This is a genomic window from Rothia uropygialis (assembly GCF_004137765.1).
Classification (GTDB): domain Bacteria; phylum Actinomycetota; class Actinomycetes; order Actinomycetales; family Micrococcaceae; genus Rothia.
Window position 1 is genome coordinate 249,934 of the sequence record NZ_NOIS01000004.1, and the last position, 23,850, is coordinate 273,783.

Genomic DNA, 23,850 nt, shown 5'->3' on the forward strand with positions numbered 1-23,850 from the left:
TGGATGCATGGCAGAGACACAGAACCCCTTGGAATCGACCGGCCGGACCCTCGGATGGGGGATCGTTGCAACGGGCTCGATTGCCCGGAAAGTCACCCCCGACATCGGGGCCCTCGCCGATGCCCGCCTCGTCGGAGTTTCCTCCCGCACTCAGGCGAATGCGGATCAATTCGCCCAGGAATTCGGTGTCGAGAGGGCCTACGGGGACGACGCCGGGCGCACCGGATACGAGAAAATGCTCGCCGACCCCGAGGTGGAGGTTCTCTACATTGGGACGCCGCACGGACAGCACTACGAAAATATGCTGGCGGCGCTCGCGGCGGGCAAGAACATCGTGTGCGAGAAATCCTTCACGATGAATTCCCGCCAGGCCCGAGAGATCCTGGACCTGGCCGGGGAGAAGGGTTTGTTCGTCATGGAGGGGCTGTGGACACGTTTCCATCCGCTCCGGGCACGTGTGGCCGAGATCCTGGAATCCGGCGAAATCGGTATGCCCAGGTGGGTGCAAGCCGACCTGGGCTTTCGGGGACCCGCCGAAATCACGCACCGGTTGTGGCGTGAGGACGCCGGCGGAGGCGGTCTCCTCGACATGGGCTGTTACGTTTTGCATTGGCCGTGGCTCGCCCTCGGAAAACCGACCGGATTCACCGCACAGACCATCAAACGAGGAAATGTCGATGCCCTGACCCAGATCACGGGCACATTCGAGAAGGCTGCGGCCCAGATGACCATATCCTTGGTGTCCCAGGGACCCCGCCAAGCAATTATTTCAGGCCACGAAGGCTTCATCACCATCGGTTCACCCATGCATCAAGCGAGGTCCTTCACCGTCACGAATTCCCAGGGTGAAACCCGCGAGGAGTCCTGGCCTCTCGTCGGCAGAGGCTATTCCTACGAGATGCGCGAGGCCACACGGCGAATCCAGGAGGGTTCTCTCGAGTCGCCCATCATGCCGTGGGAGGACACCATCGCACAAATGGAAATGATCGACGAGATCCGCGGGCAGATCGACGTCGTCTACCCTGATCACGACGAGGCCTGACTGCCCAGGCAACCGGCCAGGACGGCACACGCCTTCGTGCCCGCCGGTTGCCTAGTCACACGGAAGCGGCGCGGGAGCGCGACTCGTTCGGTCGAATAGTCGACGAGTGAGTCCAACGGTCCCGCGCCGTTTTTGTGAGGCTACCTGTTCTCGAATTGTGCGTCGCGGCGCTCCGAGAAAGCAGACATTCCTTCCTTCTGGTCCTCGGTCGCGAAGAGCGAGTGAAATACTCGGCGTTCGAAGGTCAGGCCCTGGGCCAAGGGGGTTTCGAAGGCCATTCCGACCGACTCCTTGGCGATCATCGCGACGGGCCGGGACTTCTTCGCAATCGTGTCCGCGATCTCGAGTGCCGTGTCCACGACGTCGTCGTCCGCGACGACGCGGGAGACCAATCCCGCGCGTTCGGCCTCTTCCGCGCCCATGTTCCGGGCCGTCAGAATCATGTCCATGGCTTTGGCCTTGCCGACGGCGTGGGTCAATCGTTGGGAACCGCCCATTCCGGGGATCACCCCGAGGTTGATTTCCGGTTGGCCGAATTTGGCGCCCTCGCCGGCAATGATGATGTCGCACATCATCGCCAGCTCGCAACCACCGCCCAGAGCATATCCATTGACCGCGGCAACGATCGGCAGTCGAACCTGCGTGAGTCGTTGCCACTGGGCAAACCAGTCGCTCGCGTACATCTCCATGTAGCTTTTGGATGACATTTCCTTGATGTCCGCACCCGCGGCAAAGGCCTTTTCCGATCCGGTCAGAACGATCACGGAAATATCCTCGTCACGCTCCCAGGCCTGTGCGGCGTCGACCACGGCCACCATGGTCTCGTAGTTCAACGCGTTGAGAGCCTTGGGACGGTTGAGCCGGATGATGCCGACACCGCCTCGGGTCTCGGTCCGGATGACGGCCGTCTCCTGCGATGATCCCTTTTCGTCTGCCGCTGTAGTCTTTTCGCTCATGCTTGATTCTCCCTCATCGTTTGGATGATCGCGGAAAAGTCGAGATCGCCGTGGCCGCTGTCCAAGAACTCCGAATAGGCCTTGTGCGCTGCCCTGCCGAAGGATGCGTCGGTCTGAGTGGATTCCAGGGCCGCGAGCGCGAGCCCTAAGTCCTTGGCCATCAGAGCGGTCGCGAAACCGGGTTTGTAGCCGTTGCTGGCCGGGTTCTCCGGAACGGGGCCGGGGACCGGACAGTTGGTCGTGACGGACCAGCACTGGGCGGCTGAGGTGGACATGACATCGAAGAGCGCCTGGTCCGTCAGGCCCAACTTCTCGCCCAGGGTAAAGGCCTCGCATGCGCCGATGGTCGTGATCGCGAGCAACATGTTGTTGCAGCACTTCGCGGCCTGGCCAGCCCCGTTGTTCCCACAGTGCACGACTTTGCGTCCCATCGCGTCGAACAGCGGGTGGGCGGCGTCGAAATTCTCCTGCGGACCGCCGACCATGAAGGTCAGGGTGCCTGCCTCGGCTCCGGCTGTTCCGCCGGAAACCGGCGCGTCAACGGCTCGATGTCCGGCCTGGTGAACCAACTCCGCGGCTTCCCGTGCTTCGTCCACACTGATGGTCGAGCAGTCGATGAACAGGCTGTTCGGCGGGGCCGCGGCCAGAAGGCCGTCGTTGTTCTGGCCTTGATAAGCGGCAATAACGTGCTTGCCGGCCGGAAACATCGTGATGACGACCTCTGCGTCCGCCACGGCTTCTTCGCCGGAAGAAGCGATGTTGAGTCCGTCTTTCTCGGATGCCTGGCGTGCGGACTCGGCGAGGTCGAAGGCCACGACGTCGTGGTCGGCCTCCTTGAGGTTCCGCGCCATATGACCGCCCATGTTGCCTAGGCCCAGGAATGCAATCTTCATGCCATTTCTCCTTACTCGGGCAACTGCAGGTCTTCGTACCCGGGTACGGGTTCGAAGAATCCGAGAACCGTTTCCCGGCTCACTTCTTCGAGTGTCTGCGGTTGCCACAGGGGGTTGCGATCTTTGTCGATCACCTGCGCGCGGATGCCCTCGGCCATATCGTGGGCCAACAGCGCGTTTCCGCTGGTGCGGAAGTCTTGAACCAGAGTTTCCGCAAGGCTCTGGTCCTTCGCCCGGTGCAATCCTTCGAGGGCGGTCTTCATACCCGTGGGGCTGTTGCGACGCAGAGCCTTGAGTGCCTTGCTTGCCAGCACGTTGTCCGGTTCCTTCTCGACACGCGCCTCGAGGTTCTGGAGGATTTCCTCGACGCTGTCCGCCGCGTAGTCCTCGTCGATCCACGAGGCGGCTTCCTCGAGTTCGGAACGGGAAGGTTCGACCACGAAATCCTGGATTGTGGTGGCGACGGCGCCAGGATTCTCCACGCTCTCGAGGCTCCGGAGCAAGTCCTCGATCGCCGCGTCCGGAACGTAGAAATCGGCGAGTCCCGCATGAACAGCGTCCGCCCCGTCGATATGCAACCCGGTCAGCGCCATGTGCCGACCGGCCTGCCCCGGTGCCTTGGAGAGGTAGTTGAGACCCCCGACGTCGGGGGAGAAACCGATTCCGGTCTCCGGCATACCTGTCCGCGTGGACTCGGTGACGATCCGATGCGATCCCGGCACGGACAACCCGATGCCGCCTCCGAGAACCAGTCCGTTCATGATGGCAACATACGGCTTGGGATAACGCGAAATACGGTAATCGAAGTCGTACTCGTGGCGGAAGAAGTCGGTTCCCTGGCTCCGATCTCCGCCGGTGGCGGCCTTGTACAGGGCCACGACATCCCCGCCTGAGCACAGACCTCGGTCGCCCGCCCCGACGACGGCGACCGACTTGACGTTGGCGTCGTGTTCGAAGTCGTCCAACGCTTTGTTGATCAGCTGGATCATCTCAACGTTCAATGCATTGACCGCGCGCGGGCGATTGAGGGTGATGACCCCGAGGTGCCCCCGGATCTCGGTCAGAACGCTGGGCTCCTGCTGCTTATCCGCCATGGATGTTCCTCCTGTTATGGGTGTCAACGGGATGTGCGAGGTCGATCAGTTGCCGGTCGGCATGACGAAGCTGGCGCCTTCCTTGATGCCGGAAGGCCAGCGCTGGGTTACCGTCTTGGTCTTGGTGTAGAAGCGGAAGGCATCGGGTCCATGCTGATTCAGATCACCGAAACCGGAGGCCTTCCACCCGCCGAAGGTGTAGTACGCGATCGGAACGGGAATCGGGACGTTGACGCCGATCATCCCGACCTCAACCCGACGTGAGAATTCGCGGGCCGTATCGCCATCGCGAGTGAAGATTGCTACTCCGTTGCCGTACTCGTGCTTGGTCGGAAGCTCCAAGGCTTCCTCGAAATCCGCGGCCCGAAGAACCGAAAGGACGGGACCGAAGACCTCTTCACGGTAGATGTTCATATCCGGAGTTACGCGGTCGAAGATCGTGGGGCCGACGAAGAATCCGCCGTCATGCCCTTCGACGCGTGCACTGCGTCCGTCGAGGATCAAATCGGCACCTTGTTCGACACCCTCGGCGATCGCGTTCTCGACTCGCTCCTTCGCCGCAGCTGAGACCAGGGGTCCGAAGTCCGAGGATTCCTCGAGGGAGGGACCGATTCTGAGGTCGGCTGCGCGCTCCTTGAGCTTCTCGATCAGCGCATCTGCGGTTTCTTCCCCCACGGGAACGGCAACGGAAACCGCCATGCACCGCTCTCCGGCCGAGCCGAAAGCGGCACCGATCAAGGCGTCGGCGACCTGGTCCAGATCCGCATCCGGCATGATGATCATGTGGTTCTTGGCGCCTCCGAAGCATTGGGCGCGCTTTCCTGCTCTGGCGGCGTGTTCGTAGATGCTTTGAGCGATGGGAGTCGAGCCCACGAATCCGACCGCCTTAATATCCGGGTGGTCGAGCAAGGCGTCCACTGATTCCTTGTCGCCGTTGACCACGTTGAAGATTCCGTCCGGGAGGCCCGCCTCCTTCCACAACCGCGCGAGAAGCAGGGGAACAGAGGGGTCGCGTTCGGACGGCTTGAGGATGAAGGCGTTTCCGGCCGCGATCGCCGGGCCGCATTTCCACAGGGGGATCATCGCGGGGAAGTTGAACGGGGTAATCCCGGCGACGACGCCGAGCGGCTGCCGCATCGAGTACACGTCGATTCCGGTCCCCACCGAATCGCTGAATTCGCCCTTGAGCAGGTGCGGAGCGCCCATCGCGAATTCGACGACGTCGAGTCCGCGCTGCAGATCTCCATGCGAATCCGGAACGGTCTTGCCGTGCTCTCGCGAGAGCGCCTCAGCGATCTCGTCGGCATGTTCGTTCGCGAGGTTGACGAACCGCCCCAGGATGCGAGCCCGCCGCTGCGGGTTGGTTGCTGCCCAGCCCCGCTGTGCTTCCTTGGCGCTCCGAACGGCGGCGTCGACCTCATCCGTTGATGCGAGCGGAACCTTGGCCGTGACTTGCCCCGTGCTGGGATCGAATACGTCCCCGAAACGTCCGGATTTTCCCGAAACGTCTTGACCGCCGATGTAGTGCGTTAGTTCCTTGACCCGCTCCTGCGCCATTGCCGAGGGCTCCTTCCCACAGGGCCTGATCCCCATGTTCGGTTTGTGTTCCGAATCACAGGCTATCGACCCGGCTCAGCTATTGCCAGCGCGTCTGCGGCTCAGCTCGTAACATCGGCGTGGTTCAAGCGCTTCGATGTTTCTTCGACTCGGCCGCGGCTTTCTTGCCCTTCTCGGCAATCTCGGCCCAGTCGGAGTCGTCGAGATCCGTGAGCGCGGAGAAGGTCGACGGCCCGGCGAGCATCTGACCCCCGTCCATCGTGATGGTTTGGCCGGTGATGTAGTCGCATGCCCCTGACAACAGAAAGATCCCGAGGTTGCCCATTTCTTCGACGGTGCCGGCTCGACGGGCGGGCACGGACTCTAGGTCAGTCATCGCACCTTGACCGTCCTTGTTGGAGCTCAGAACGACCGAGGTGAATTCTGTCGGGATGGGGCCGGGGGCAATGGCGTTGAGTCGAATACCGTATTTGGCCCATTCAACGGCCAAGGACATGGTCATCGCGTGGACAGCCGACTTCGCCATGGCCGAGGGAACCACATAGGCGGAACCCGTATAGACCCAGCTGACCAAAGTGGACAGGATATTGCCGGGAAGGCCCTGCTCAATCCACCGGCGCCCGACGGAGTGAGTCACGTTGTACGAGCCCTTCATGACCGTGTCGGTGATGGCTTGAAAACCGCGGGGGCTCAGGTCCTTGGTCTGTGCAATGAAGTTGCCCGCGGCGTTGTTCATGGCGCCGGTCAGCGGACCGTGCTGCTCCCAGATACGGCCGAGGGCGGCATCGACGGCTTCCGAATCGCGCACATCGACGACTTGGTAATGCACCGCTCCGCCCGCAACCCGAGCGGACTCTTCGATCTCATGCGCGGTCTCGCGGAGGACGTTCTCCCGACGACCCCAGATGTGGACCGTGGCGCCGTGTACTGCGAAGTGGCGAGCCACGCCCTTACCCAAACCGCTTCCGCCGCCCGTGACGAGGATGCTCTGACCGGACAGAACGTCTGGCCGGAAAGGAGATTGTGGCGCTTCAGGAGAGGGGTTGGTACTACCGGGGTGCTCGGACATGGTGTCGCCTTCCACAAGGGTCGAAGAGCCGGATATCGGATTCTTCCGGCCAAAACTGTGCTCGTCATCACGCTAGCCTGGCAGAGCCTGCGCCCCCAAACCCCGCCGCGCGCTGTGCTTCCATGGCTTTCAACAATCCGTCACGGCGATTTTCCTCGGATATTATCCCGTTCCTGCCGGTTTCCCTCCGTGACCGAGGGTCGAGGTAGCGAGGCAGCAGTGTTGTGCACACACCGGGCAGAAGTGGGGCCGCGGGAGCACAGAATTGCCACCTCACGGGTGCCGCCGACGTCGTGCGGACCCGGGGCCCTCCTGGCTCCCGGTGCCAACCCGGTAGCCTGGAGAGCATGAGAATTGCGACCTGGAATGTGAACTCCATCCGTGCCCGCGCCGACCGAGTCGAGGAATGGTTGGACCGCTCTGACGTCGATGTCCTGGCGATTCAGGAAACGAAGGCCAAGGACGAGAACTTTCCTTTCAGCGTGTTCGAGCGCCTGGGTTACGACGTCGCCCACTTCGGCCTGAACCAGTGGAACGGCGTCGCGATCGCCTCCCGCGTGGGCCTCGACGACGTCGAACGCACCTTCCCCGGCCAACCCGTATTCGGCAAACCCGGCAAGGAAGAGATCCAGGAGGCTCGAGCAATCGGGGCCACCTGTGGCGGCGTTCGCGTCTGGAGTCTCTACGTCCCCAACGGCCGCGGAATCGACGACCCACACATGGCCTACAAGCTGGATTGGCTCAGGGTGCTCCGCAAGAACACCCAGAAGTGGCTCGCGGATGACCCGGAGGCCCAGCTGGCACTTGTGGGAGATTGGAACGTCGCGCCCCAGGACGACGACGTCTGGGACATCGAATTCTTCCGCAAGAATGGGATGACGCACGTGACCGAGCCCGAAAGGGCGGCATTCCACTCTTTTCTAGACGACGCCGGGTTGGTTGACGTCGCTCGTCCTTATACGCAAGGGGAGAAAGACTACACCTACTGGGACTACACCTCGTTGCGTTTTCCGAAGAACGAGGGCATGCGAATCGACTTCCAGCTCTACTCCCCCGCCCTGGCGGACCGCGTAACGGGCGCAAGCTACGACCGTGAGGAGCGCAAAGGCAAAGGCGCCTCCGACCACCTGCCCGTGATCGTGGACGTGAAGTGATTCAACCATGAGACCGGCCGGGGGCTGGCCGCGTTCCACGGTTAACGCAAAGGATCCCTTCACCGCGTGCGGCGAAGGGGTCCTTCGCGAATTCCGTATCCTCAGCGCCCGAACTTACTGCCCAACGGGGTACTGAATACCGGCCATCGGGTCGTACCCGTCGGCGAGTTCGCCGAGCCCGTTGGAGGCACAGTAGGACTTCACCAGCTGGTCGGTCGAGACATCGTAGGGTTCGGAAGATGTCCAATCGATGGTGCACTGGCCACCAGTGTTCCAGTAGTCCTCCAACTGAGCCGTCGCCGCGGCATCGCCAGCACCGTTCGCTCCCGCCTGGTCGCCACCGGCAGCCGCGTCGTTACCGGCCTCCCCCGCCGACCCCGCGGCATCATTGGCACCCTGGCCGCCGCTGGCGCCCTCGCCATTCTGTCCACCATTGGCTCCATCGGCGCCTTCCGCTCCATTGGCACCCTGGCCACCGTTCGCGTCGGAGCTACCGTTCGCCTTGTCGTCGCCGTTGGCGCCCGCGGAGCCGTTAGCTCCCTCGCCAGATGACGCCCCGTCCGAGCTGCCCGACGACGAATCCGACGAGGCCGAACTTGAGCTGCCTCCCGAGCTTGAAGAGGAACTTGACGAGGAAGCCGATGCAGAACCCGAAGCATCGGAACCACCATTATCGTCCTGGCCGCATCCGGCCAGAGCCAGAGCGAAGACTGCTGCAGTCAACGTCAGAACACGAGCTTTCATTGGACTCTCCTTATGTGTCTTGGCTAACACTTGAGTATAAACAAACAGAGGAACAATTGTCTCGCAATATTTTTATCGAATTTTGCGAATTATGAAGGTCCCGCGTTTACTCGATAGTTTTTAAAGTCTCGGTTTACACTTAACAGTTAGCAGGGCTATCTGTCAATGGAATTTCTCTCTAGGTTTCAGTGCACAACTTTTGCCCCGCACTCTCACCGGGAGAACCCGCGTTACCCCTCGGGGCTAATGGTTACGAACTTGCCTTTACTCGCATCATTGCTTTCGGAGCAGTCGGCGCACCCTGGTTTATTGGGTTCTCGACGGTAGGGTGCTGGTATGCCTGAAGCCTCGGAGAACCCAGTATCGTGTTACAGCCACGGACACCATCCAAGCGTGCTGAATTCCCATTCGACGCGCACGGCGGAAAACAGTTGTGCATACTTTCTGAGTCGAGTATCCGAGGGAGACAAGATCCTGGACATCGGGTGCGGGCCCGGCACGATCACGCTGGGACTCGCGGAGCGAGCGGGAGACTCAGGCGCAGTGGTCGGCGTGGACTTTTCCCCAGAGGCCATTGCACTGGCACAGAGCAACGCGAATTCGGCTGGCCGGGAAAACGTCCGTTTCGTGGAAGGAGATCTCTTCGCGCTCGACATGGAGCCGGCGAGCTTCGACATCGTGCACGCTCATCAGGTGCTCCAACATCTTTCAGACCCGGTGGAAGCGTTATGCGACATGGCCCGTTATTGCAAACCGGGAGGTCTCATCGCGGTCCGGGACGCTGACTACCACGCCATGACCTGGCATCCGAGATTCCCGGGGATGGACCGCTGGCTGTCGGTCTATACCGCGGACGCCCGCTCGCACGGCGCGGAGCCGGACGCTGGCCGGAACCTTCGTGCGTGGGCGAATGCAGCCGGGCTGGCACCCTTTGCGGTGACCTCGTCGACGTGGACGTACGGAACTGCGGAATCCACGGCATGGTGGGGCACCAGCCAGGCAGACCGGGTTCGCAACTCACGTTTTGCCGCCCATGCAACCGAAAGAGGAATGACCTCTCACGATATCGAAGGTATCGCCCAAGCTTGGGAGAGCTGGGGCAACCATCCGGATGCCTGGTTCTGCATGGTGCACGGCGAAGTTCTCGCCACGGTCGAGTGAACTCCAGGGCCCAAATCGGCCCCTGGTTACTTTTTTAGGCCGTGGTTCTTTGTTCTGTCACTTGCCGCTGTAGACGGGGAAGACGGCGTTCTCTCCGTAGTTCTTCTCGTCCATGGTCCGCAACGTGCCCATGTCTTCCTCGCTGATCGCGAAGTCGACCCGCGCGTTGGAGCGCATATGGTCGGGGTTCGCAGTCTTGGGCAACGATACGGCGCCGAGCTGGAGCGTGTAGCGGATGCACAGCTGTGGAACCGAAACCCCGTACTTCTCGGCGATCGCGGCGACTTCCTTGTTCTTCAGAATCTCGCCGTGTGCGATGGGTGAGTATGCTTCGACGAGGATGTCCTTGCTTTCGCAGTAGGCGATGAGCTCGGACGGGGTGTTGCCAGCGTGGACGAGGATCTGGTTGACGTGCGGTGCAACCGTGCCGTTGTCGAGGATATTGTTGAGGTCCTCCTGCAGAAAGTTTGACACCCCGATGGAGCGAATCTTGCCCACCTGGTGCGCCTCCTCCAGGGCCTTCCAGGCCTGTCGGTTGCCGTCTGCGTAGTCGCCACCACGGAAGTTCTCCCACGGTTGAGGAGCATGGATCAGCATGAGATCGATGTACCCGATGCCGAGCTTCCGCAGCGACTCGTCGATCGCGGCGACCGCCTCGTCGTAGTCCTTGATCTCCGCGGCCAGCTTTGTGGACACGAACAGGTCCTCTCGGCTCACGCCGCAGTCGCGTACGCCGGCGCCAACCCCTCGTTCATTGCCGTAAGCCTGCGCGGTATCGATGTTGCGGTACCCGATCCCGACGGCATCACACACGGCCCGTGCCGCCTGATCGTCGTCGATGAACCAGGTGCCCAGACCCAGCTTCGGGATCTCGACTCCGTTGGACAGAGTATTGGTTTCCTTCAGGATGCTCATGCTTTACTTCCTTGTCTTCGGCAGTTCGTCGTACACCTGATCGGTGACCGGTTCGAGCCACTCATTGCTCACGTTCTCACCCGGGGTGATGAAAACGAGGTGGGAAAACCACGAGTCGGCTTTCGCCCCGTGCCAGTGCTTCGTACCGGCCGGGACACGAATTACCGTTCCCGGCTCCAAGCTGACAGGGTCCTCGTCCTCGGCCTGGTACCAGCCGCGGCCGGCGGTGCAGAGCAGGATCTGGTCGCCCCCGCCGGCGGTGCCATGGTGGATGTGCCAGTTGTTGCGGCAGCCCGGTTCGAAAGAGACGTTGTTGACGGGAACGCTCCCGCCGGTCAGCGGGGCGAGGTAACTCTGTCCGACGAAGTACTGCGCGAGGGCATCGTTCTTCTCCCCGAGCGGGAAGATCTGGTCGAATTCGTTGTTGTTCATGCTGATTCCTTCGTTTCGTGGTCGGTGATGCAGCGGGGCCAGATGCTGCCGCTTTCCGCGGCCTCCCCGGTCTGCAGGCATAAGCCGTGTGGGCTTCAGCCCGGGCCGGCGGTGTGGCCTTCCTCTTGCTCCGTCTTGTCTCCGGCGGCCCAGGAGGCCAAAAAGCGCAGGGCCTCGTGAGTGGGGCTCTCCGGCGGGGCCGTCCAGACGACGAGCTGCTGCTCGGCATCGTGCGCTTCGACGAGAGTGTCCCAGTCGAGCACCAGTTCGCCGACCGCCGGATGGTTGAGCGTCTTGGTGCCGATGGTGAGGCTCTTGACCGTGCGACCGGCCCACCACTGGCTGAACTGGGAATCCTGCACGGACAGCTCTCCGACCAATGAGCTCAATCGCGGGTCGTCGGGGTATTTCGCGGCCTCCATGCGCAGCTGCGCGACCGCCGTCTGGGCGACACTTTCCCAATCGGCGTAAAGAGCGCGCATCACCGGATCTGTGAACAAGATGCGTACGTAGTTGCGGTGCTTCTGCGGGACCTTCCCGAAGTCGACCATCATCACGGCAGCCAGGTCGTTCCACGCGAGAATGTCCATACGCCTGCCCATCACGATCGCCGGCGTCGCCATGAGATCACCGAGCAGACGCCGCAACTGCGGTTGGACCTTCTGCACGGTCCTGCGCGGGGCAAGGGTGGAGGGTTTCTCCGCGAGACTGAATAGGTACCGCCGCTGGTCGGCGTCCATCTGCATCACCTCGGCGAGGGTGTTCAGCACGGGAGCGGAGACCTTGATGCGTCCCTGCTCGATTCGGGTGTAATAGTCGAGGCTGATCGAGGCAAGCTGCGCCACTTCCTCACGGCGCAGGCCGGCCACACGTCGAGCACCGGAGCCCTCGGGGAGCCCGGTATCGCGGGGCGTGAGCTCACCGCGTCTCGTCTTGAGGAACGTGCCGAGCTCGTTCATCTTCGTATCACCAGCCATGCCCACATCCTTCCACCATCCCTGCCTGGGGTGGGAGGGAGAAAAACATCCCTGGATTCGGCAGGCCACCGAGCGGCTGCGCTCCGGCGAGGCGATCGGGAACATCGTCTTGCCCTTCGCCCAAGAGCCCTTCCTGGGCGGGCTCGCGCTGCTCGGTTTCGCGGCGTCCGCGGGCGGCGGTGACAGAATTGGCCTGTCGGCCAGAGCTCGCTCACCCGTAGTCCCGTATACGGTGCCTGCAGGTTCTATGGGTCTAAGATTCCAGGTTTCGGACGTTTTTCAGGGTCAAGGGAAGCAAGGAGCTGATGAGCACCATGAAGCCCGCGATGGTGAGAACGACGTTCGTGTTCTGGCCTGTGAGCAAGCCTGCCGCTGCGGTTCCGATCGGGATGGCGGCGTAGGATCCGAGCGCGTCGAAAGTCGAAATCCTGCCCAGTTGCTCAGGTGGGATTTTCGTTTGCAGCGCCGACATCCAACAGATGGTGAAGATTTCAACACCGATCCCACCTATGGCGAACAAAGGTGTCAGGGCCAGAAAATGCAGGTCCAGGATCAAAGCGAAAGGGATGGCTGCAATACTGGCCGCCCCGAGGAGCCCGATAACAAGCGGTCGGGAAATCTTCGCCCGGTAGAGCACGGCTCCTGCGACGAGCATACCGGTGCCCATTGCCCCGATGAGAACGCCCCACCCGAATGTCCCGATCGCGGGGGTGCTGACTGCAATGGCTGGCCCGATCACACCTTGGACACCGGCGGCGACGGCGTTGACCGCCGTGAATGCCGCCACCACCGACCAGACCCAGGGCCGGGAAATGAATTCGTGCCATCCTCGACCGACGTCTTGGACAACCGTCGATTGGCTCGCCATCTCCTGGTCACCGTTAAACTTCGGGAGCAAGAGTGCCGCACCGGCCCCGACAGCAAAAAGCGCCGAGTTGATCCAGAAACCGTAGGCCGGATGCGCGATGGCCATAATCCCGCTCCCTGCAATGGGACCAGCCACGGTGGCAACACTTCTGACCATAGCGATGGCCGAATTGGCTCGAACGAGCAAGTCACTACCGATCAGGCGGGGAAGTAGAGCGCTGAAGACAGGAAGGGTGGCCGCATTGGCTGCGCCATTAATCGCCTCCAGGCTCACGAGCAAACCCAAGGGCGCCGCCTCGTTCCACAAGGCGATCCCCGCTACGATCTGTGACGCCGCGGCGACAGCGTGGGAGACCAACAGAATCAAACGGGGGTCCACCCGATCGGCAAGTACTCCTGCTGCTGGCAGTGCAGCGATGAATGCGACGGTCCTCGCCATGGTGACGACTGCCAGCCCGTGAGCACCAGCACCGGTCGAGAGCACACCGAACGCGACGATGACCGGCGCCATGGTTGTCGCCCAGAGGGATGCGGTCCGAGTAAGAACGTAGGTATTGAAACCGGCCCGCATGGTCCATAGGGAGGGGCTTTGCTCGGTTGGGGCGACCATCAGTCGGGGTCTTGTTGCGGGACAGGAGTCAGCTGAAGAACCACCATGACGTCGTGACCATCTCGTGGGGCATCAGTCGTGCGCCATCTGTCGATAACCGCGATCAGTTCCTGCTGGAGCTGTGTGGCTTGGTCAGGACTGAGGCGGAGAATGGAATCGACGTCGGTGGCGGCATCTCTCCATGCCTGGGGCCAGGAATCTGTGGCCTCATCCCAGGCACCTTGTAACTCCTTGCGCCTACCGTTAAGAACGCTCCTGGCCTGACTGATCGCCGAGAGAAGATGCTCAGGCGCATCTGTCTCCGGAGCTCGCCACCGGATGCCACCAGGAATAGCTTCCCAGAACCGGGACCGCCGATCCGCGGCCAGCGATTCGTTCAAGTGAACAAAACCTTCTTCATTCAACACACGGAGATGATGACTGGCGGAGCCAACGGCCATTCCGAGGCTGGCTGCGATGGCACTGACACGGCTAGGTCCTTCCCTGAGAAGCAACTCGTAAACTCGGATGCGTTCCGGTGAGACAACACGACGAAGAGTCTCGGCATCGGATAGCACTGGAGTTTCCCTGCTCTGCTGTGAATCCATGAACGTCCCTCAACCAGGCAATCGGAAAATATAATTGTACAAATCTAATTGTACATTTTCGGCCACCTTCATACGCGCAAGGCACGGAAACTGCAGATGCCCCAAAGCACGATCGTGTTTGACCTCAGCACGGCCATCGCTTACGAAACCGCCGCCGAGCCCATCCCCCCGGCTGAAGGGCGAGAATCGGTTGCAAGGAGGCCGAAAACGAGCGTGTCGGTCCATTCACCCTTGTTCCAAAAGTCTTCTCGCAGATGACCCTCGTGGACCATTCCTACACGCCGAGCCAGTTTGGCTGAGACCGTATTTCTGGGATCGACCCGCGCTTCGAGCCGATGAAGCATGTAGTGACCAAGAGCTGTATCCAGCACCTCGGTGACGGCTTCGGTTGCCAGTCCTTTCCCGCTGTAGTCCGGATCGATGACCCACCCGATCTCGGCGGCACGGTATCGGCGGTCGGTCAGCCACAGTGATATCGACCCGAAAGGCTCCCCCTGGTATTCGAGCACGAGACCGAGCGAGCCTTCCCCGCCATCCAGGCCGGTACGATTCATGCGTTGGCGGTTCTTGTGCACAGCCTCCTCTGCCGAGAAGGGACCGTAGGGCAAGAATCGGCAAACTTCTGCGCTCGAGTAAACCCGATGCATCCAGGCGGCGTCGGATTCCTGGTGCAAGCGAAGTATGAGCCTGCTGGTACGCAGGGGCAAGCGCAACGGTTCCATGCTTGCAGAGCATACCCACCCCTAACTGCACCAGCGACCAGACATCAGCGAACCTACGATGGCGGTCGGGTGGTGACGGTCGAGATCGAAGATGGTGTCCCATCGCTGGCTGTTGCCCTCGCCCAGCTCCAATCACAGCGGACCACCGCGCGCATCAGGGCCGTGGCCCAGGCGATCCACCATCAGGTGGAGAAACATCGATCGGAACTGCCAGTCGGGGCTGGGTAAGCGATTTCGGCCCCGCTAGGACCGCCCACTCTCTGAGTGCCCTGACCACCGGAATCTTCAGCAACGCCCCGCGGAACGGTGCCGCTTCGAGCAGGTCCGATCCAGAGGACCGAAGAGACTACTGTTCTCTCAGATCGGGTTGCCGACCTGCTTGACGGTCCCTGCCGATTCTTCAACGACTGGGCAACCGGCCATCGGAACGAGAAAGCCCCGGGAATGGATAACGCTCGACATTGATTGGAGTACTGCACCGGTCGGGACATCATGTGAAAGCCCACGCTTCATGCCGGGATTCGAGCCTTAAAAAAAGAAATCCGCCCCGCATAGAAGCCTACGAGGCGGATTTCGTGGCTCCGACCGGCGTCGATCCGGTGACCTTACGATTTTCAGTCGTACGCTCTACCAACTGAGCTACAGAGCCAGGCACATCTAGTGCAGATATGCCACGACGGCGTCTCTATCTGACATTCATCAGAATAAATACGCCGCCAGAGCGACCCTGACGGGACTTGAACCCGCGACCTCCGCCGTGACAGGGCGGCGCGCTAACCAACTGCGCTACAGGGCCTAGTTGTTTTTTCCAACGAGAGAAAATCTTATTGGAATAAACTAAGGTGTGCAAATCAGAGACTTGCAGTACCCCCAACGGGATTCGAACCCGTGCCGCCGCCGTGAAAGGGCGGTGTCCTAGGCCGCTAGACGATGGGGGCTTAGGCCAGCTCGGGAGTATTCCTCGCTTGGACCTCCATAAGCATAATCGCGTTTGGAGCCAAAGCACAAATCGAGAATCCGGAAAGAGTCGCGAATCACAAATAAGGCGGAGAACCGGCCGTGAACGCCTCTGCTTCCACAACCGGCTACGCCGGCCTCATGCGACACAGAACAATTCAGCCCCAGACCACGCCCGGTTCCGGAGCGGAGTCGATGCGCTCGTCCTTGAGCTCCGGGACGATCATCACGGGATTGTCCGAGCTGTGCAACACGCCTTGCGACGTCGAGCCCAGGATCATTCCGGTCAACCCGCCACGTCCCCGAGTGCCGACCACGATCATGTCGGCTTCCTCACCGGCTTCGATCAGCACGCGCACTGGGGAACCGTCGATGAGTTCCGCGGTGACGTCGAGTTTCGGGAAGAAGCCGCTGATCCAATCCTTGGCCTGGTTTTGCAGTTCCTCGACCTCGCGGTACATGGCCTCGAAGTCAACGGCAGCAGGAACCCAGTTCACCGCACCGGTGAACGGCGCGAGCGCGTTGACGAGCTTGAGACCCACACCCATGCGCTCGGCCTGTTCGGCAGCCTTCAGAATCGCGATACGAGCCTGATCCGAACCGTCCGAGCCGACGGCGACGCCGTGGCTCGGCTGAAGGATCGTCGCATCCTCCGCGTGCCTCTTTGCCCAATTCAACGGAACGACCACGACGGGGCAGTGAGATTTGGCCGGCAACGCCGTCGAGACGGTACCGAGCAGCCGGCCGAGGAACCCCTTGGCCGACCGGGACCCGACGACAATCAGTTCTGCACGCTTGGACAGTTCCAGCAAGATACCCGAAGCATCGCCGGTCTCCACCGTGGCCCGCAAATCGACGTCATCGTGCTCGACGCGGCGATGGGCCTCGTCGAGAATTTGGGTTACGCCGTCTTCCAACGCTTTGTCGTCGATGACGGAATATCCCGAGTCGAACCCCGTGCCGGTAAAGACCGGCAAGGAATAGGCTGTAACCAGGCGAACCGGAACCTTCCGCCTCTTGGCTTCGGAAACTGCCCAGGTCAGGGCCCCGTAACTTTGATCGGAACCATCGATTCCGACGATGACCTCGCCGTGGATATCTCCCAGATTCTGGCTTCCGGCGCCCTCCGCCACCGCGCGGGCCCCGAACGTACTGTTGGAATGCAAGCCATTGGTCTCTGACATGGCGTCCCTCCTTGGGTAGTTCCTGTACCCATTCTAGGACGTAAATCACGTATATGCCCTTGTGCGCCCCGAAAATTCACTTCCGGGGCATCACATGAGACCCGCTACTGGCCTTTTCGGGAAATCTCGACCATGTCTTCGCGCGGAACAACCTTGACGCGCTTGCGCGGGTTGCCCGCGGCGTCGGTCACGGCTTGACCCAAGGACTGTTCGTGCTCGTCCAGGGCATGCCACCCTTCCCACGTCGTGTACTTGATGCCCTTCGATTCGAGGAATTCGGGAACCTTCTCGGCATCGGCCTCGGTCGCCGTGAATTCTCGGTCCTCGAGCAGGTGGGTGATGGTCTCCAACGCATCCGACTTGGTCGAGCCGATCAGGCCCACCGGACCGCGCTTGATCCACCCGGTCGCGTAGAGCCCCGGGATGGGCGTCTCGGATTCGTCGAGGACGCGCCCTTCCTCATTGGGAATGACACCCCGCAGGCCGTCGTAGCCGACCTCGGGCAACTCCGAACCGTGGTAACCGATTGCGCGGTACACCGCCTGAACCGGATATTCCTCGGTTTCACCTGTCGGACGGATTCCGCCCGCGCCGTCGAGTTCGTTGCGTTCCATACGAATTGCGCGGACCTTGCCGTTCTCATCCCCCACAATCTCGGCCGGGGACTGCATGAAATGCAGGTGGAGTCGGCGGGAAGCGGTTCCCGGATTCTCTTTCTGCTCCTCGCGCCATTTGTTCAGAGTCTTGATCAAGGCCTTGATCTGGTTATTCGACTCGATAGCCGCTTCGGAGGCCTCGTCGAACTGGAAATCCTCGTCGTGGAGCACGATGTCGACATCGCGGGATTTGGCCAGCTCGCGCAATTCGAGCGGCGTGAACTTCATCTGAGCCGGTCCGCGGCGACCGAAAATGTGGACGTCGGTGACCGGCGACTTCTTGAGGCCCTCGTAGACGTTGTCCGGGATCTCGGTGACCAGCAGGTCTTCGGCGTGTTTGGACAGCACACGGGCGACGTCGAGTGCGACGTTGCCGTTGCCCAGAACCGCGATCTCCTTGGCCTCGAGGGGCCATTCGCGGGAGACGTCGGGGTGGCCGTCGTACCAGGCCACGAATTCGGCTGCGCCGTAGGAGCCGTCCAGTTCGACTCCGGGAATATGCAGCGACGCGTCGAAGTAGGCTCCCGTCGCGAAGATCACGGCGTCGTAATGTTTGCGAAGCTCGGAAAGAGTGATGTCCGTTCCGTACTCCACATTCCCGAAGAATCGCAGCTTGGGGTTCTCCATGATCTTGTGCAGCGAGGTGATGATGCCCTTGATGCGGGGATGGTCGGGAGCAACGCCATAGCGAATCAGACCGAACGGCGCGGGGTAGCGATCGAAGATATCGATGCTGACGTCCACCTCGCCGTCGGCGACGGCATCGGACTTGGTCAGCAGGTCCGAGGCGTACACGCCCGCGGGACCCGATCCGATCACGGCGACGCGCAGCGGACGGGCGGAGTTTTCAGACACAGAGACTTCCTTTCGTTACTGATCCCGGACTCGGTTCCGGGCCCTGGTGAGGAGGGGCAGCACTGAGGCACTAGCTATCAGTCTAACGAGATGACGTCATACGAGTCAGGGTGCCCTTAGTAATTCTTCAGCGGACGTCATAGGCATGTCGGTAGAGTTGAGTCATGACTCCAAGCTCATCTGCACAGCCCGAAGGATCACCCCGTTCGGAGGATCATGGCCTCGACGCCTCAGGCATGAACACTTCGGTGGATCCACGCAATGACCTCTATCGTTACGCGAACGGAACGTGGATCGACCAGCACCGAATTCCCGCTGACCGGGGAATCGACGGCGCATTCTATGCACTGCGCGACCGCTCCGAAGAACAGATCCGAGACATCATCGTCTCGGCCGGCGAGGCCGATCCGGAGTCCAAAGTCGGTGCGTTGTACAACTCCTTCATGGACGTGGATGCGATCAACGACGCCGGCAATCAGCCCCTGGACAAGGATTTCTCCCTCCTGGATGCGGTTCAGGACAAGGACGGCCTGGTCATCGTGCTCGCCGCCCTCGATGCCAGCGGCGTCGGCAGCCCGGTCGGCCTGTACATCAACAACGACGCCAAGAACGCGACGGAATACGTCCCCTATGTGGCACAGTCCGGTCTCGGCCTTCCGGACGAGGAATACTACCGCGAGGCCAAGTACGCCGAGATCCGCGAGGCATACCGCGAGCACATTTCCCGGATGTTCGAGATCACTGGTGCGGCCGAACGCCTCGGAGAGACCCCCGATTCGGCGGCCCGGCAAGTCTTCGATCTGGAAACGCAGCTCGCCTCCCATCACTGGGACAAGGTCATGTGCCGCGATGCGCACAAAACCTACAATCCTTACACCCCGGCTGGGCTCAAGGATGAGTTCCAGGGCTTCCCTTGGGAACGGTGGATCGAAGCCCTCGGCGGTTCGGAGGAGAGTTTCGCACGCGTCGTCGTCGCGCAGCCTTCCTTCCTCAAGTCCTTCGCAACCATGTGGAAGACGGAGCCGATGTCCCGCTGGAGACTCTGGACGGCATGGCACATCATTCACTCGCGCGCCCCATTCCTTCACGACGAGGTGGTGCAGGAGAACTTCGAGTTCTACTCCAAACGCCTCATGGGAACAGAGGAAATGCGCGATCGCTGGAAGCGCGGAGTCGGGCTCGTGGAATCCCTTCTGGGCGAGGAAGTCGGCAAGGAGTACGTCACCCGCCACTTCCCTCCCGAGCACAAGCAGCGGATGCAGGAACTCGTCGGGAACCTGATCGAGGCCTACCGCGATTCCATTTCCTCGTTGGACTGGATGACGCCGGCCACCCGTGAACGAGCGTTGGAGAAGCTCTCCAAATTCACCCCGAAGATCGGGTACCCGGACGAATGGCGTGACTACTCCTCATTGCAGATCGGCCAAAACCTCGTGGAGAACGTCCGCTCGGGCAATCGCTTCGAGCACGACTACGAACTCGGTAAGCTGGGGCAGCCCATCAACCGCCATGAGTGGCACATGACCCCCCAGACCGTGAACGCGTATTTCAATCCGGTCATGAACGAAATCGTGTTCCCCGCCGCGATCCTGCAACCGCCGTTCTTCTCGATGGGTGCCGACGACGCGGCGAATTACGGCGGTATCGGGGCCGTCATCGGGCATGAGATCGGGCATGGCTTCGACGATCAGGGCGCCAAGTACGACGGTGACGGCAACCTCAACGACTGGTGGACCGAGAAGGATCTCGAAGAATTCGAGAAACGCACGAATTCGTTGGTCAGCCAGTATGCGCACTACACCCCGGAGGGATTGGACCCGGCCGAGGATCGCGTCAACGGCGAGCTGACCCTGGGAGAGAACATCGGCGACCTGGGTGGGCTGACGATTGCGATTAAGGCGTACCGCAAGGCGCTCGAGAAACAAGGCACCACCCTCGAGAACGCGCCCGAGGTGGACGGCGTCAGCGCTGTTCAGCGCCTGATTCTGGCCTTCGCTCAGATTTGGCGGTCCAAGGCACGCCCCCAGACAGCCAAGATGCTTCTGTCGATCGACCCGCATTCGCCCTCGGAATTCCGGTGCAATGGCACGGTTCGCAATGTTGACGAATTCCACGAGGCCTTCGGCGTCCGGCCCGAGGACGAGATGTGGCTCGACCCCGAGGAAAGGGTGAGGATCTGGTGAAGCCGGAGGTGTTCGTCGTCGGGTCGGTGAGCCGCGACGTCACCGTGACCGTTGAGAAGTTTCCGGCCCCCGGAGAAACGGTCGTAGGCCATTCCGTGACGTACGGTCTGGGCGGCAAAGGCGCTAATCAAGCGGTTGCTTCCGCACTGACCGGAGTCCCAACCTCTTTCCTCGGGTGCGTCGGAACCGACGAAGTCGGCAAACAGCTCGTCTCGGCCCTCCGCGGCCGAGGGGTCCGGACCGAGCGGGTCGTCGAGGCACCTGGGGACTCGGGCTCGGCGCACATCACCGTGGACGCGCTCGGGGAGAACATGATCTCGATCGTCCCGGCGGCGAACCGGTCGGTCTCCCCCGAGCTGATTCAGCAAGGGCGCGAGTGCAGTTTCGACGATGCCGCGGTCGTCATGGCTCAGGGGGAAATTCCGATCGAAGCCCTCGAGGAGTTGGCGCGAGCGGTCGCGCCCCTCGAAGCTCGCCTGGTCCTGAACCTCGCTCCTGCCGTGAAAGTCTCCGCCGAGTGCCTCGCCGCAACCGACGTGCTGATGGTCAATGAGTCTGAAGCTGCCGCAGTGTTGAGCGAATCGGGCTCGCCGACTGTCGAGTCGATCGCCCAACGGTTGACCGAACTCGCGCCGAATGCGGTCGTGACATTGGGCGAGCAGGGCTCAGTCGTGGCCACCCGCGAGGATCCTCGGCCCACTCGTATCCAGGCCTTCCCCACAGAAGACGTCGTGGATACGACCGGTGCCGGAGACGCTTATGCCGGGGTCTTCGCAGCGGCCTTGGCACATCGGGTGTGTTCCGACGCCAGCGCAGGAACCCTGTCGCTGGAAACTCTGGCGACGTGCGCAACCATCGCCTCCCGCGAGGCCGCAAAGGTCGTCGAGAAGGCCGGGGCGTCGTCGTCCTATTCAGAATTCTCTTTGGAGGAACAATGAAAGTTGATCTCAATTCGGACTCGGGCGAGTCCTTCGGTTCCTGGATCATGGGCGACGACGCCGCGATGGCGCGGATCGTCTCCTCACTCAACGTCGCGTGCGGATTCCACGCCGGAGACCCCGACGTCGCACGGACGACGTGCCGTGCTGCCGCGGAATCCGGTGCCGCTGTGGGGGCTCACGTTTCCTACCCCGACCTGCAGGGATTCGGCCGAAGAGTCATGGACATGGGCCACGATGAGCTGGTGAACTCGGTGATCTACCAGATCGGCGCGCTCCAGGCCATCGCGGCGGCCTCCGGCACCCGAGTTGCTTACGTCAAACCCCATGGGGCGCTCTACAACCACATAGCCCGCGATGAGGCCCAAGCCCGCGCTGTCGCGGAAGGTATTGCATCGGTCAGCACCGATCTGCCGATCTTGGTTCTGCCGCATTCCGAGATCGCAACGGCCGCGGAAACAGCCGGATTGCGCGCGGTTCCAGAGGTCTTCGCAGACCGCGGCTACAACTCGGACGGTTCCCTCGTGTCCCGTCGGGAACAAGGCGCGGTCCTCCACGACGCCGACGAGATCGCTTCCCGCGTCGTGCGCATGGTCAAGAACGGACTGGTCACTGCGGTCGACGGTTCGGAGATCAGGGTCGATGCCCAGAGCGTGTGCGTGCACGGGGATACACCGGGAGCTGTGGAGATCGCGAGAACTATCCGTCGAAGCCTCGACGAGGCCGGAATCGTGGTAGAAAGTTTCGCCGCAGCATAACTAGGTGCAAGCATGCACTTCAACGCCAAACGCGCACCGGAGTTGTTCGGCAACCGGTGCGCTTTTGGCGTCCAAGGCGAAAAGTCATCGCCCCCCCCCCCCCCCCCCCCCCCCCCATCACACGACTCTCAGGCGAGCTCGGGCCTGACCCTGGAATCGTCAACATTTCGGTGGCGCCAGGCCTCGATAATCCACATCGCAGAGAACACGAAGAGGCACATGATGGGTATCGCGGAGACGACCAGCGGAATCGTGGTGATGTCGTCCAAGTACTGCGAGGACCCGTACAACGCGATTCCGATCCACATCGGCGAGATGTAAAGGCCGATTCCGGCGGCCCAGGCGAGAACCAGGGCAACGGTGCGCTCCGTTCCACGACGCGAGAAGAGCCACGGGAGAGCGTCCACGCAGATCGCGGCAATGATCAGCGGGAACCACGTGTTGTGATGTGACCAAGAAATGGGGGAGATCGAGAGCATCACGAAGGCGTTGAGTGAGACGATCGACAGTTTCATCCCTCGTTTGTCCAACGAGGGAATCACGGCCGCCACGCCCACAATGAGCGCAATGATCAGCACGTACATCACGATTTTCAGCAATGAGCCCGTCAGGCCGATGTGCATCAGCCATCCCTGGATCGAGATGTTGTCCAGGTAGTTGATATTCCCGACCCTGGACGGATCTGAAATGGCGTGGAACCAGAATTCCGCAGCCTGATAGGGCAGGAAAATCACGCCGACCAGGATGGTTCCGGCAAACGACGCGGCCATGGTTACCAGCCCCTTGATGTCCTTGCGCATCAGGAGGACCAGGCCGAAAGCCAGAGGCGTCAGCTTGATGCCCGCGGCGATACCGATCAGCAGGCCTCGCGGAACCTTGGTGGCCGGGCGCAGCAGATCCGCGAGAATCAAAAGCATAATCAGAGGGTTGATCTGCACGAGCCCGAGCCCACGCCGCCACGGCCCGGAAAGGCAGATGAGCGCGGCCAGAAGCGCGATCGTCGTCGTGCGCCCCAGCTTGTCCTGCAACGGAATCTTGTACCCGCGGTGGTTGACGTAATCGTAAATGATCGCGGCGAACCACCATGCGACGGCGATCGAGAACAGGACCATAATCGCGGTTCCGACTTTGACCGGCAGGAACGCAAATGGCAGGAACAACAAGGCCGCGAACGGAGGATACGTGAATGGCAGGAACGAGGTTTCCGTGAGCGGCACGAGGTGGAGCTCGTAGAGGTCCTTGTTGATTCCGTCGTTGCCGAAGATCGTCGCGGCACCGGCACGGTAGACCGTAAAGTCCAAGCCACCTTGTGTCAGTGCGTAGAGAATCTGCCCGCCGAGTACGACGACAACGACGATCCAGGCGACCGCCTGCCAGGGTTTGGAGGGCGCGCTGCGCTCAACGGAAGAGGAAGTCATTGGTTCAGTTTACCTAGCGATCAGCCCCGAAGCTGCGGTTGTGCACGGAGAACAGAATCGGCATGCCGGGCCGGTGGGACCAGGGCAAACCACATCGTGCATCTGCCGTCGTCCCGCACTC

General features: G+C 61.6%; 21 protein-coding genes and 3 tRNA genes. 6 read left to right on the top strand and 18 right to left on the bottom strand.

The window, feature by feature from the left end; genetic code table 11:
• Positions 1–7: 7 nt before the first annotated feature.
• The gene (locus EWV35_RS10405) at positions 8–1,042 is read left to right on the top strand and encodes a Gfo/Idh/MocA family protein (protein WP_129661616.1); all 1,035 of its coding nucleotides are present in this window, start codon (positions 8–10) and stop codon (positions 1,040–1,042) included.
• A gap of 140 nt (positions 1,043–1,182) precedes the next feature.
• On the opposite strand, the gene EWV35_RS10410 is transcribed toward EWV35_RS10405, so the two are convergent.
• The 5 genes from EWV35_RS10410 to EWV35_RS10430 all read right to left on the bottom strand — a co-directional run bounded on the left by EWV35_RS10410 (position 1,183) and on the right by EWV35_RS10430 (position 6,611).
• A complete protein-coding gene (locus tag EWV35_RS10410) occupies positions 1,183–1,998 on the bottom strand; it encodes an enoyl-CoA hydratase (protein ID WP_129661618.1) in 816 nt (271 codons plus the stop codon).
• Positions 1,995–2,891: a 3-hydroxyisobutyrate dehydrogenase gene (gene mmsB, locus EWV35_RS10415; RefSeq protein WP_129661620.1), complete on the bottom strand. Its 897-nt coding sequence runs from the start codon at positions 2,889–2,891 to the stop codon at positions 1,995–1,997. Before mmsB ends, EWV35_RS10410 begins: the two co-directional genes overlap by 4 nt.
• An 11-nt stretch (positions 2,892–2,902) precedes the next feature.
• Positions 2,903–3,985 carry an enoyl-CoA hydratase/isomerase family protein gene (locus EWV35_RS10420; protein WP_129661622.1) on the bottom strand — a complete coding sequence of 361 codons (1,083 nt, stop codon included), beginning with the start codon at positions 3,983–3,985 and terminating at the stop codon, positions 2,903–2,905.
• 45 nt (positions 3,986–4,030) lie between these two features.
• Positions 4,031–5,542 carry a CoA-acylating methylmalonate-semialdehyde dehydrogenase gene (locus tag EWV35_RS10425; RefSeq protein WP_129661624.1) on the bottom strand — a complete coding sequence of 504 codons (1,512 nt, stop codon included), beginning with the start codon at positions 5,540–5,542 and terminating at the stop codon, positions 4,031–4,033.
• A 124-nt stretch (positions 5,543–5,666) separates the two neighbouring features.
• Positions 5,667–6,611: an SDR family oxidoreductase gene (locus EWV35_RS10430; protein WP_129661626.1), complete on the bottom strand. Its 945-nt coding sequence runs from the start codon at positions 6,609–6,611 to the stop codon at positions 5,667–5,669.
• 347 nt (positions 6,612–6,958) lie between these two features.
• Here EWV35_RS10430 and EWV35_RS10435 point away from each other — a divergent pair, with 347 nt between their 5' ends.
• The gene (locus EWV35_RS10435; protein WP_129661628.1) at positions 6,959–7,765 is read left to right on the top strand and encodes an exodeoxyribonuclease III; all 807 of its coding nucleotides are present in this window, start codon (positions 6,959–6,961) and stop codon (positions 7,763–7,765) included.
• 114 nt (positions 7,766–7,879) lie between these two features.
• On the opposite strand, the gene EWV35_RS10440 is transcribed toward EWV35_RS10435, so the two are convergent.
• A complete protein-coding gene (locus EWV35_RS10440) occupies positions 7,880–8,509 on the bottom strand; it encodes a hypothetical protein (protein ID WP_129661630.1) in 630 nt (209 codons plus the stop codon).
• A 393-nt stretch (positions 8,510–8,902) separates the two neighbouring features.
• On the opposite strand from EWV35_RS10440, the gene EWV35_RS10445 reads away from it, so the two are divergent.
• Positions 8,903–9,670 (top strand): class I SAM-dependent methyltransferase, encoded by a 768-nt coding sequence (locus EWV35_RS10445; RefSeq protein ID WP_238654401.1) that lies wholly within the window; start codon positions 8,903–8,905, stop codon positions 9,668–9,670.
• A gap of 57 nt (positions 9,671–9,727) precedes the next feature.
• Here the strand turns inward: EWV35_RS10445 and EWV35_RS10450 are convergent, their stop codons facing one another.
• The 11 genes from EWV35_RS10450 to EWV35_RS10500 all read right to left on the bottom strand — a co-directional run bounded on the left by EWV35_RS10450 (position 9,728) and on the right by EWV35_RS10500 (position 18,432).
• Complete coding sequence (locus tag EWV35_RS10450; RefSeq protein ID WP_129661634.1) at positions 9,728–10,585, bottom strand: aldo/keto reductase; 858 nt, start codon at positions 10,583–10,585, stop codon at positions 9,728–9,730.
• Between the two features lie 3 nt (positions 10,586–10,588).
• Complete coding sequence (locus EWV35_RS10455) at positions 10,589–11,017, bottom strand: cupin domain-containing protein (protein WP_129661636.1); 429 nt, start codon at positions 11,015–11,017, stop codon at positions 10,589–10,591.
• 95 nt (positions 11,018–11,112) lie between these two features.
• Positions 11,113–11,994, bottom strand: coding sequence for a helix-turn-helix domain-containing protein (locus tag EWV35_RS10460; protein WP_129661638.1), 882 nt, complete (start codon positions 11,992–11,994; stop codon positions 11,113–11,115).
• Positions 11,995–12,247: 253 nt separating this feature from the next.
• A complete protein-coding gene (locus EWV35_RS10465) occupies positions 12,248–13,471 on the bottom strand; it encodes an MFS transporter (protein WP_129661640.1) in 1,224 nt (407 codons plus the stop codon).
• Positions 13,471–14,058, bottom strand: a complete 588-nt coding sequence (locus EWV35_RS10470; RefSeq protein ID WP_129661642.1) for a helix-turn-helix domain-containing protein — start codon at positions 14,056–14,058, stop codon at positions 13,471–13,473. Before EWV35_RS10470 ends, EWV35_RS10465 begins: the two co-directional genes overlap by 1 nt.
• A 140-nt stretch (positions 14,059–14,198) precedes the next feature.
• Positions 14,199–14,780, bottom strand: a complete 582-nt coding sequence (locus EWV35_RS10475) for a GNAT family N-acetyltransferase (RefSeq protein WP_129661644.1) — start codon at positions 14,778–14,780, stop codon at positions 14,199–14,201.
• Positions 14,781–15,356: 576 nt separating this feature from the next.
• Positions 15,357–15,429, bottom strand: a tRNA-Phe gene (locus EWV35_RS10480).
• Positions 15,430–15,502: 73 nt separating this feature from the next.
• Positions 15,503–15,576, bottom strand: a tRNA-Asp gene (locus EWV35_RS10485).
• A gap of 69 nt (positions 15,577–15,645) precedes the next feature.
• Positions 15,646–15,718 (bottom strand) — tRNA-Glu (locus EWV35_RS10490).
• A 177-nt stretch (positions 15,719–15,895) separates the two neighbouring features.
• Entirely contained in the window at positions 15,896–16,921 is a 1,026-nt protein-coding gene (locus tag EWV35_RS10495; protein WP_129661646.1) for a universal stress protein, read from the bottom strand.
• Between the two features lie 104 nt (positions 16,922–17,025).
• On the bottom strand, positions 17,026–18,432 hold the full coding sequence (locus EWV35_RS10500; protein ID WP_129661648.1) for an FAD-dependent oxidoreductase: 1,407 nt from the start codon (positions 18,430–18,432) through the stop codon (positions 17,026–17,028).
• Between the two features lie 164 nt (positions 18,433–18,596).
• Here EWV35_RS10500 and EWV35_RS10505 point away from each other — a divergent pair, with 164 nt between their 5' ends.
• The 3 genes from EWV35_RS10505 to EWV35_RS10515 are packed head-to-tail and all read left to right on the top strand — an operon-like array spanning position 18,597 to position 22,311.
• The gene (locus EWV35_RS10505) at positions 18,597–20,615 is read left to right on the top strand and encodes a M13 family metallopeptidase (protein ID WP_129661650.1); all 2,019 of its coding nucleotides are present in this window, start codon (positions 18,597–18,599) and stop codon (positions 20,613–20,615) included.
• On the top strand, positions 20,579–21,553 hold the full coding sequence (locus EWV35_RS10510; protein ID WP_165168519.1) for a ribokinase: 975 nt from the start codon (positions 20,579–20,581) through the stop codon (positions 21,551–21,553). Before EWV35_RS10505 ends, EWV35_RS10510 begins: the two co-directional genes overlap by 37 nt.
• Positions 21,550–22,311 carry a LamB/YcsF family protein gene (locus EWV35_RS10515; RefSeq protein ID WP_129661654.1) on the top strand — a complete coding sequence of 254 codons (762 nt, stop codon included), beginning with the start codon at positions 21,550–21,552 and terminating at the stop codon, positions 22,309–22,311. The genes EWV35_RS10510 and EWV35_RS10515 overlap by 4 nt, the downstream gene beginning before the upstream one ends.
• A 128-nt stretch (positions 22,312–22,439) precedes the next feature.
• On the opposite strand, the gene EWV35_RS10520 is transcribed toward EWV35_RS10515, so the two are convergent.
• Positions 22,440–23,729, bottom strand: coding sequence for a glycosyltransferase family 87 protein (locus EWV35_RS10520; RefSeq protein ID WP_129661656.1), 1,290 nt, complete (start codon positions 23,727–23,729; stop codon positions 22,440–22,442).
• Between the last annotated feature and the right edge of the window lie 121 nt (positions 23,730–23,850).

Bases quoted from the DNA above. Each gene is read 5' to 3' on its own strand.
- EWV35_RS10505 (WP_129661650.1), top strand. From the start codon at position 18,597: ATGACTCCAAGCTCATCTGCACAGCCCGAAGGATCACCCCGTTCGGAG.
- EWV35_RS10515 (WP_129661654.1), top strand. From the start codon at position 21,550: ATGAAAGTTGATCTCAATTCGGACTCGGGCGAGTCCTTCGGTTCCTGG.
- EWV35_RS10465 (WP_129661640.1), bottom strand. From the start codon at position 13,471: ATGGTCGCCCCAACCGAGCAAAGCCCCTCCCTATGGACCATGCGGGCC.
- EWV35_RS10410 (WP_129661618.1), bottom strand. From the start codon at position 1,998: ATGAGCGAAAAGACTACAGCGGCAGACGAAAAGGGATCATCGCAGGAG.
- EWV35_RS10475 (WP_129661644.1), bottom strand. From the start codon at position 14,780: ATGGAACCGTTGCGCTTGCCCCTGCGTACCAGCAGGCTCATACTTCGC.
- EWV35_RS10520 (WP_129661656.1), bottom strand. From the start codon at position 23,729: ATGACTTCCTCTTCCGTTGAGCGCAGCGCGCCCTCCAAACCCTGGCAG.
- EWV35_RS10420 (WP_129661622.1), bottom strand. From the start codon at position 3,985: ATGGCGGATAAGCAGCAGGAGCCCAGCGTTCTGACCGAGATCCGGGGG.
- EWV35_RS10425 (WP_129661624.1), bottom strand. From the start codon at position 5,542: ATGGCGCAGGAGCGGGTCAAGGAACTAACGCACTACATCGGCGGTCAA.
- EWV35_RS10430 (WP_129661626.1), bottom strand. From the start codon at position 6,611: ATGTCCGAGCACCCCGGTAGTACCAACCCCTCTCCTGAAGCGCCACAA.
- EWV35_RS10460 (WP_129661638.1), bottom strand. From the start codon at position 11,994: ATGGCTGGTGATACGAAGATGAACGAGCTCGGCACGTTCCTCAAGACG.
- EWV35_RS10455 (WP_129661636.1), bottom strand. From the start codon at position 11,017: ATGAACAACAACGAATTCGACCAGATCTTCCCGCTCGGGGAGAAGAAC.
- EWV35_RS10450 (WP_129661634.1), bottom strand. From the start codon at position 10,585: ATGAGCATCCTGAAGGAAACCAATACTCTGTCCAACGGAGTCGAGATC.
- EWV35_RS10440 (WP_129661630.1), bottom strand. From the start codon at position 8,509: ATGAAAGCTCGTGTTCTGACGTTGACTGCAGCAGTCTTCGCTCTGGCT.
- mmsB (WP_129661620.1), bottom strand. From the start codon at position 2,891: ATGAAGATTGCATTCCTGGGCCTAGGCAACATGGGCGGTCATATGGCG.
- EWV35_RS10405 (WP_129661616.1), top strand. From the start codon at position 8: ATGGCAGAGACACAGAACCCCTTGGAATCGACCGGCCGGACCCTCGGA.
- EWV35_RS10470 (WP_129661642.1), bottom strand. From the start codon at position 14,058: ATGGATTCACAGCAGAGCAGGGAAACTCCAGTGCTATCCGATGCCGAG.
- EWV35_RS10435 (WP_129661628.1), top strand. From the start codon at position 6,959: ATGAGAATTGCGACCTGGAATGTGAACTCCATCCGTGCCCGCGCCGAC.
- EWV35_RS10495 (WP_129661646.1), bottom strand. From the start codon at position 16,921: ATGTCAGAGACCAATGGCTTGCATTCCAACAGTACGTTCGGGGCCCGC.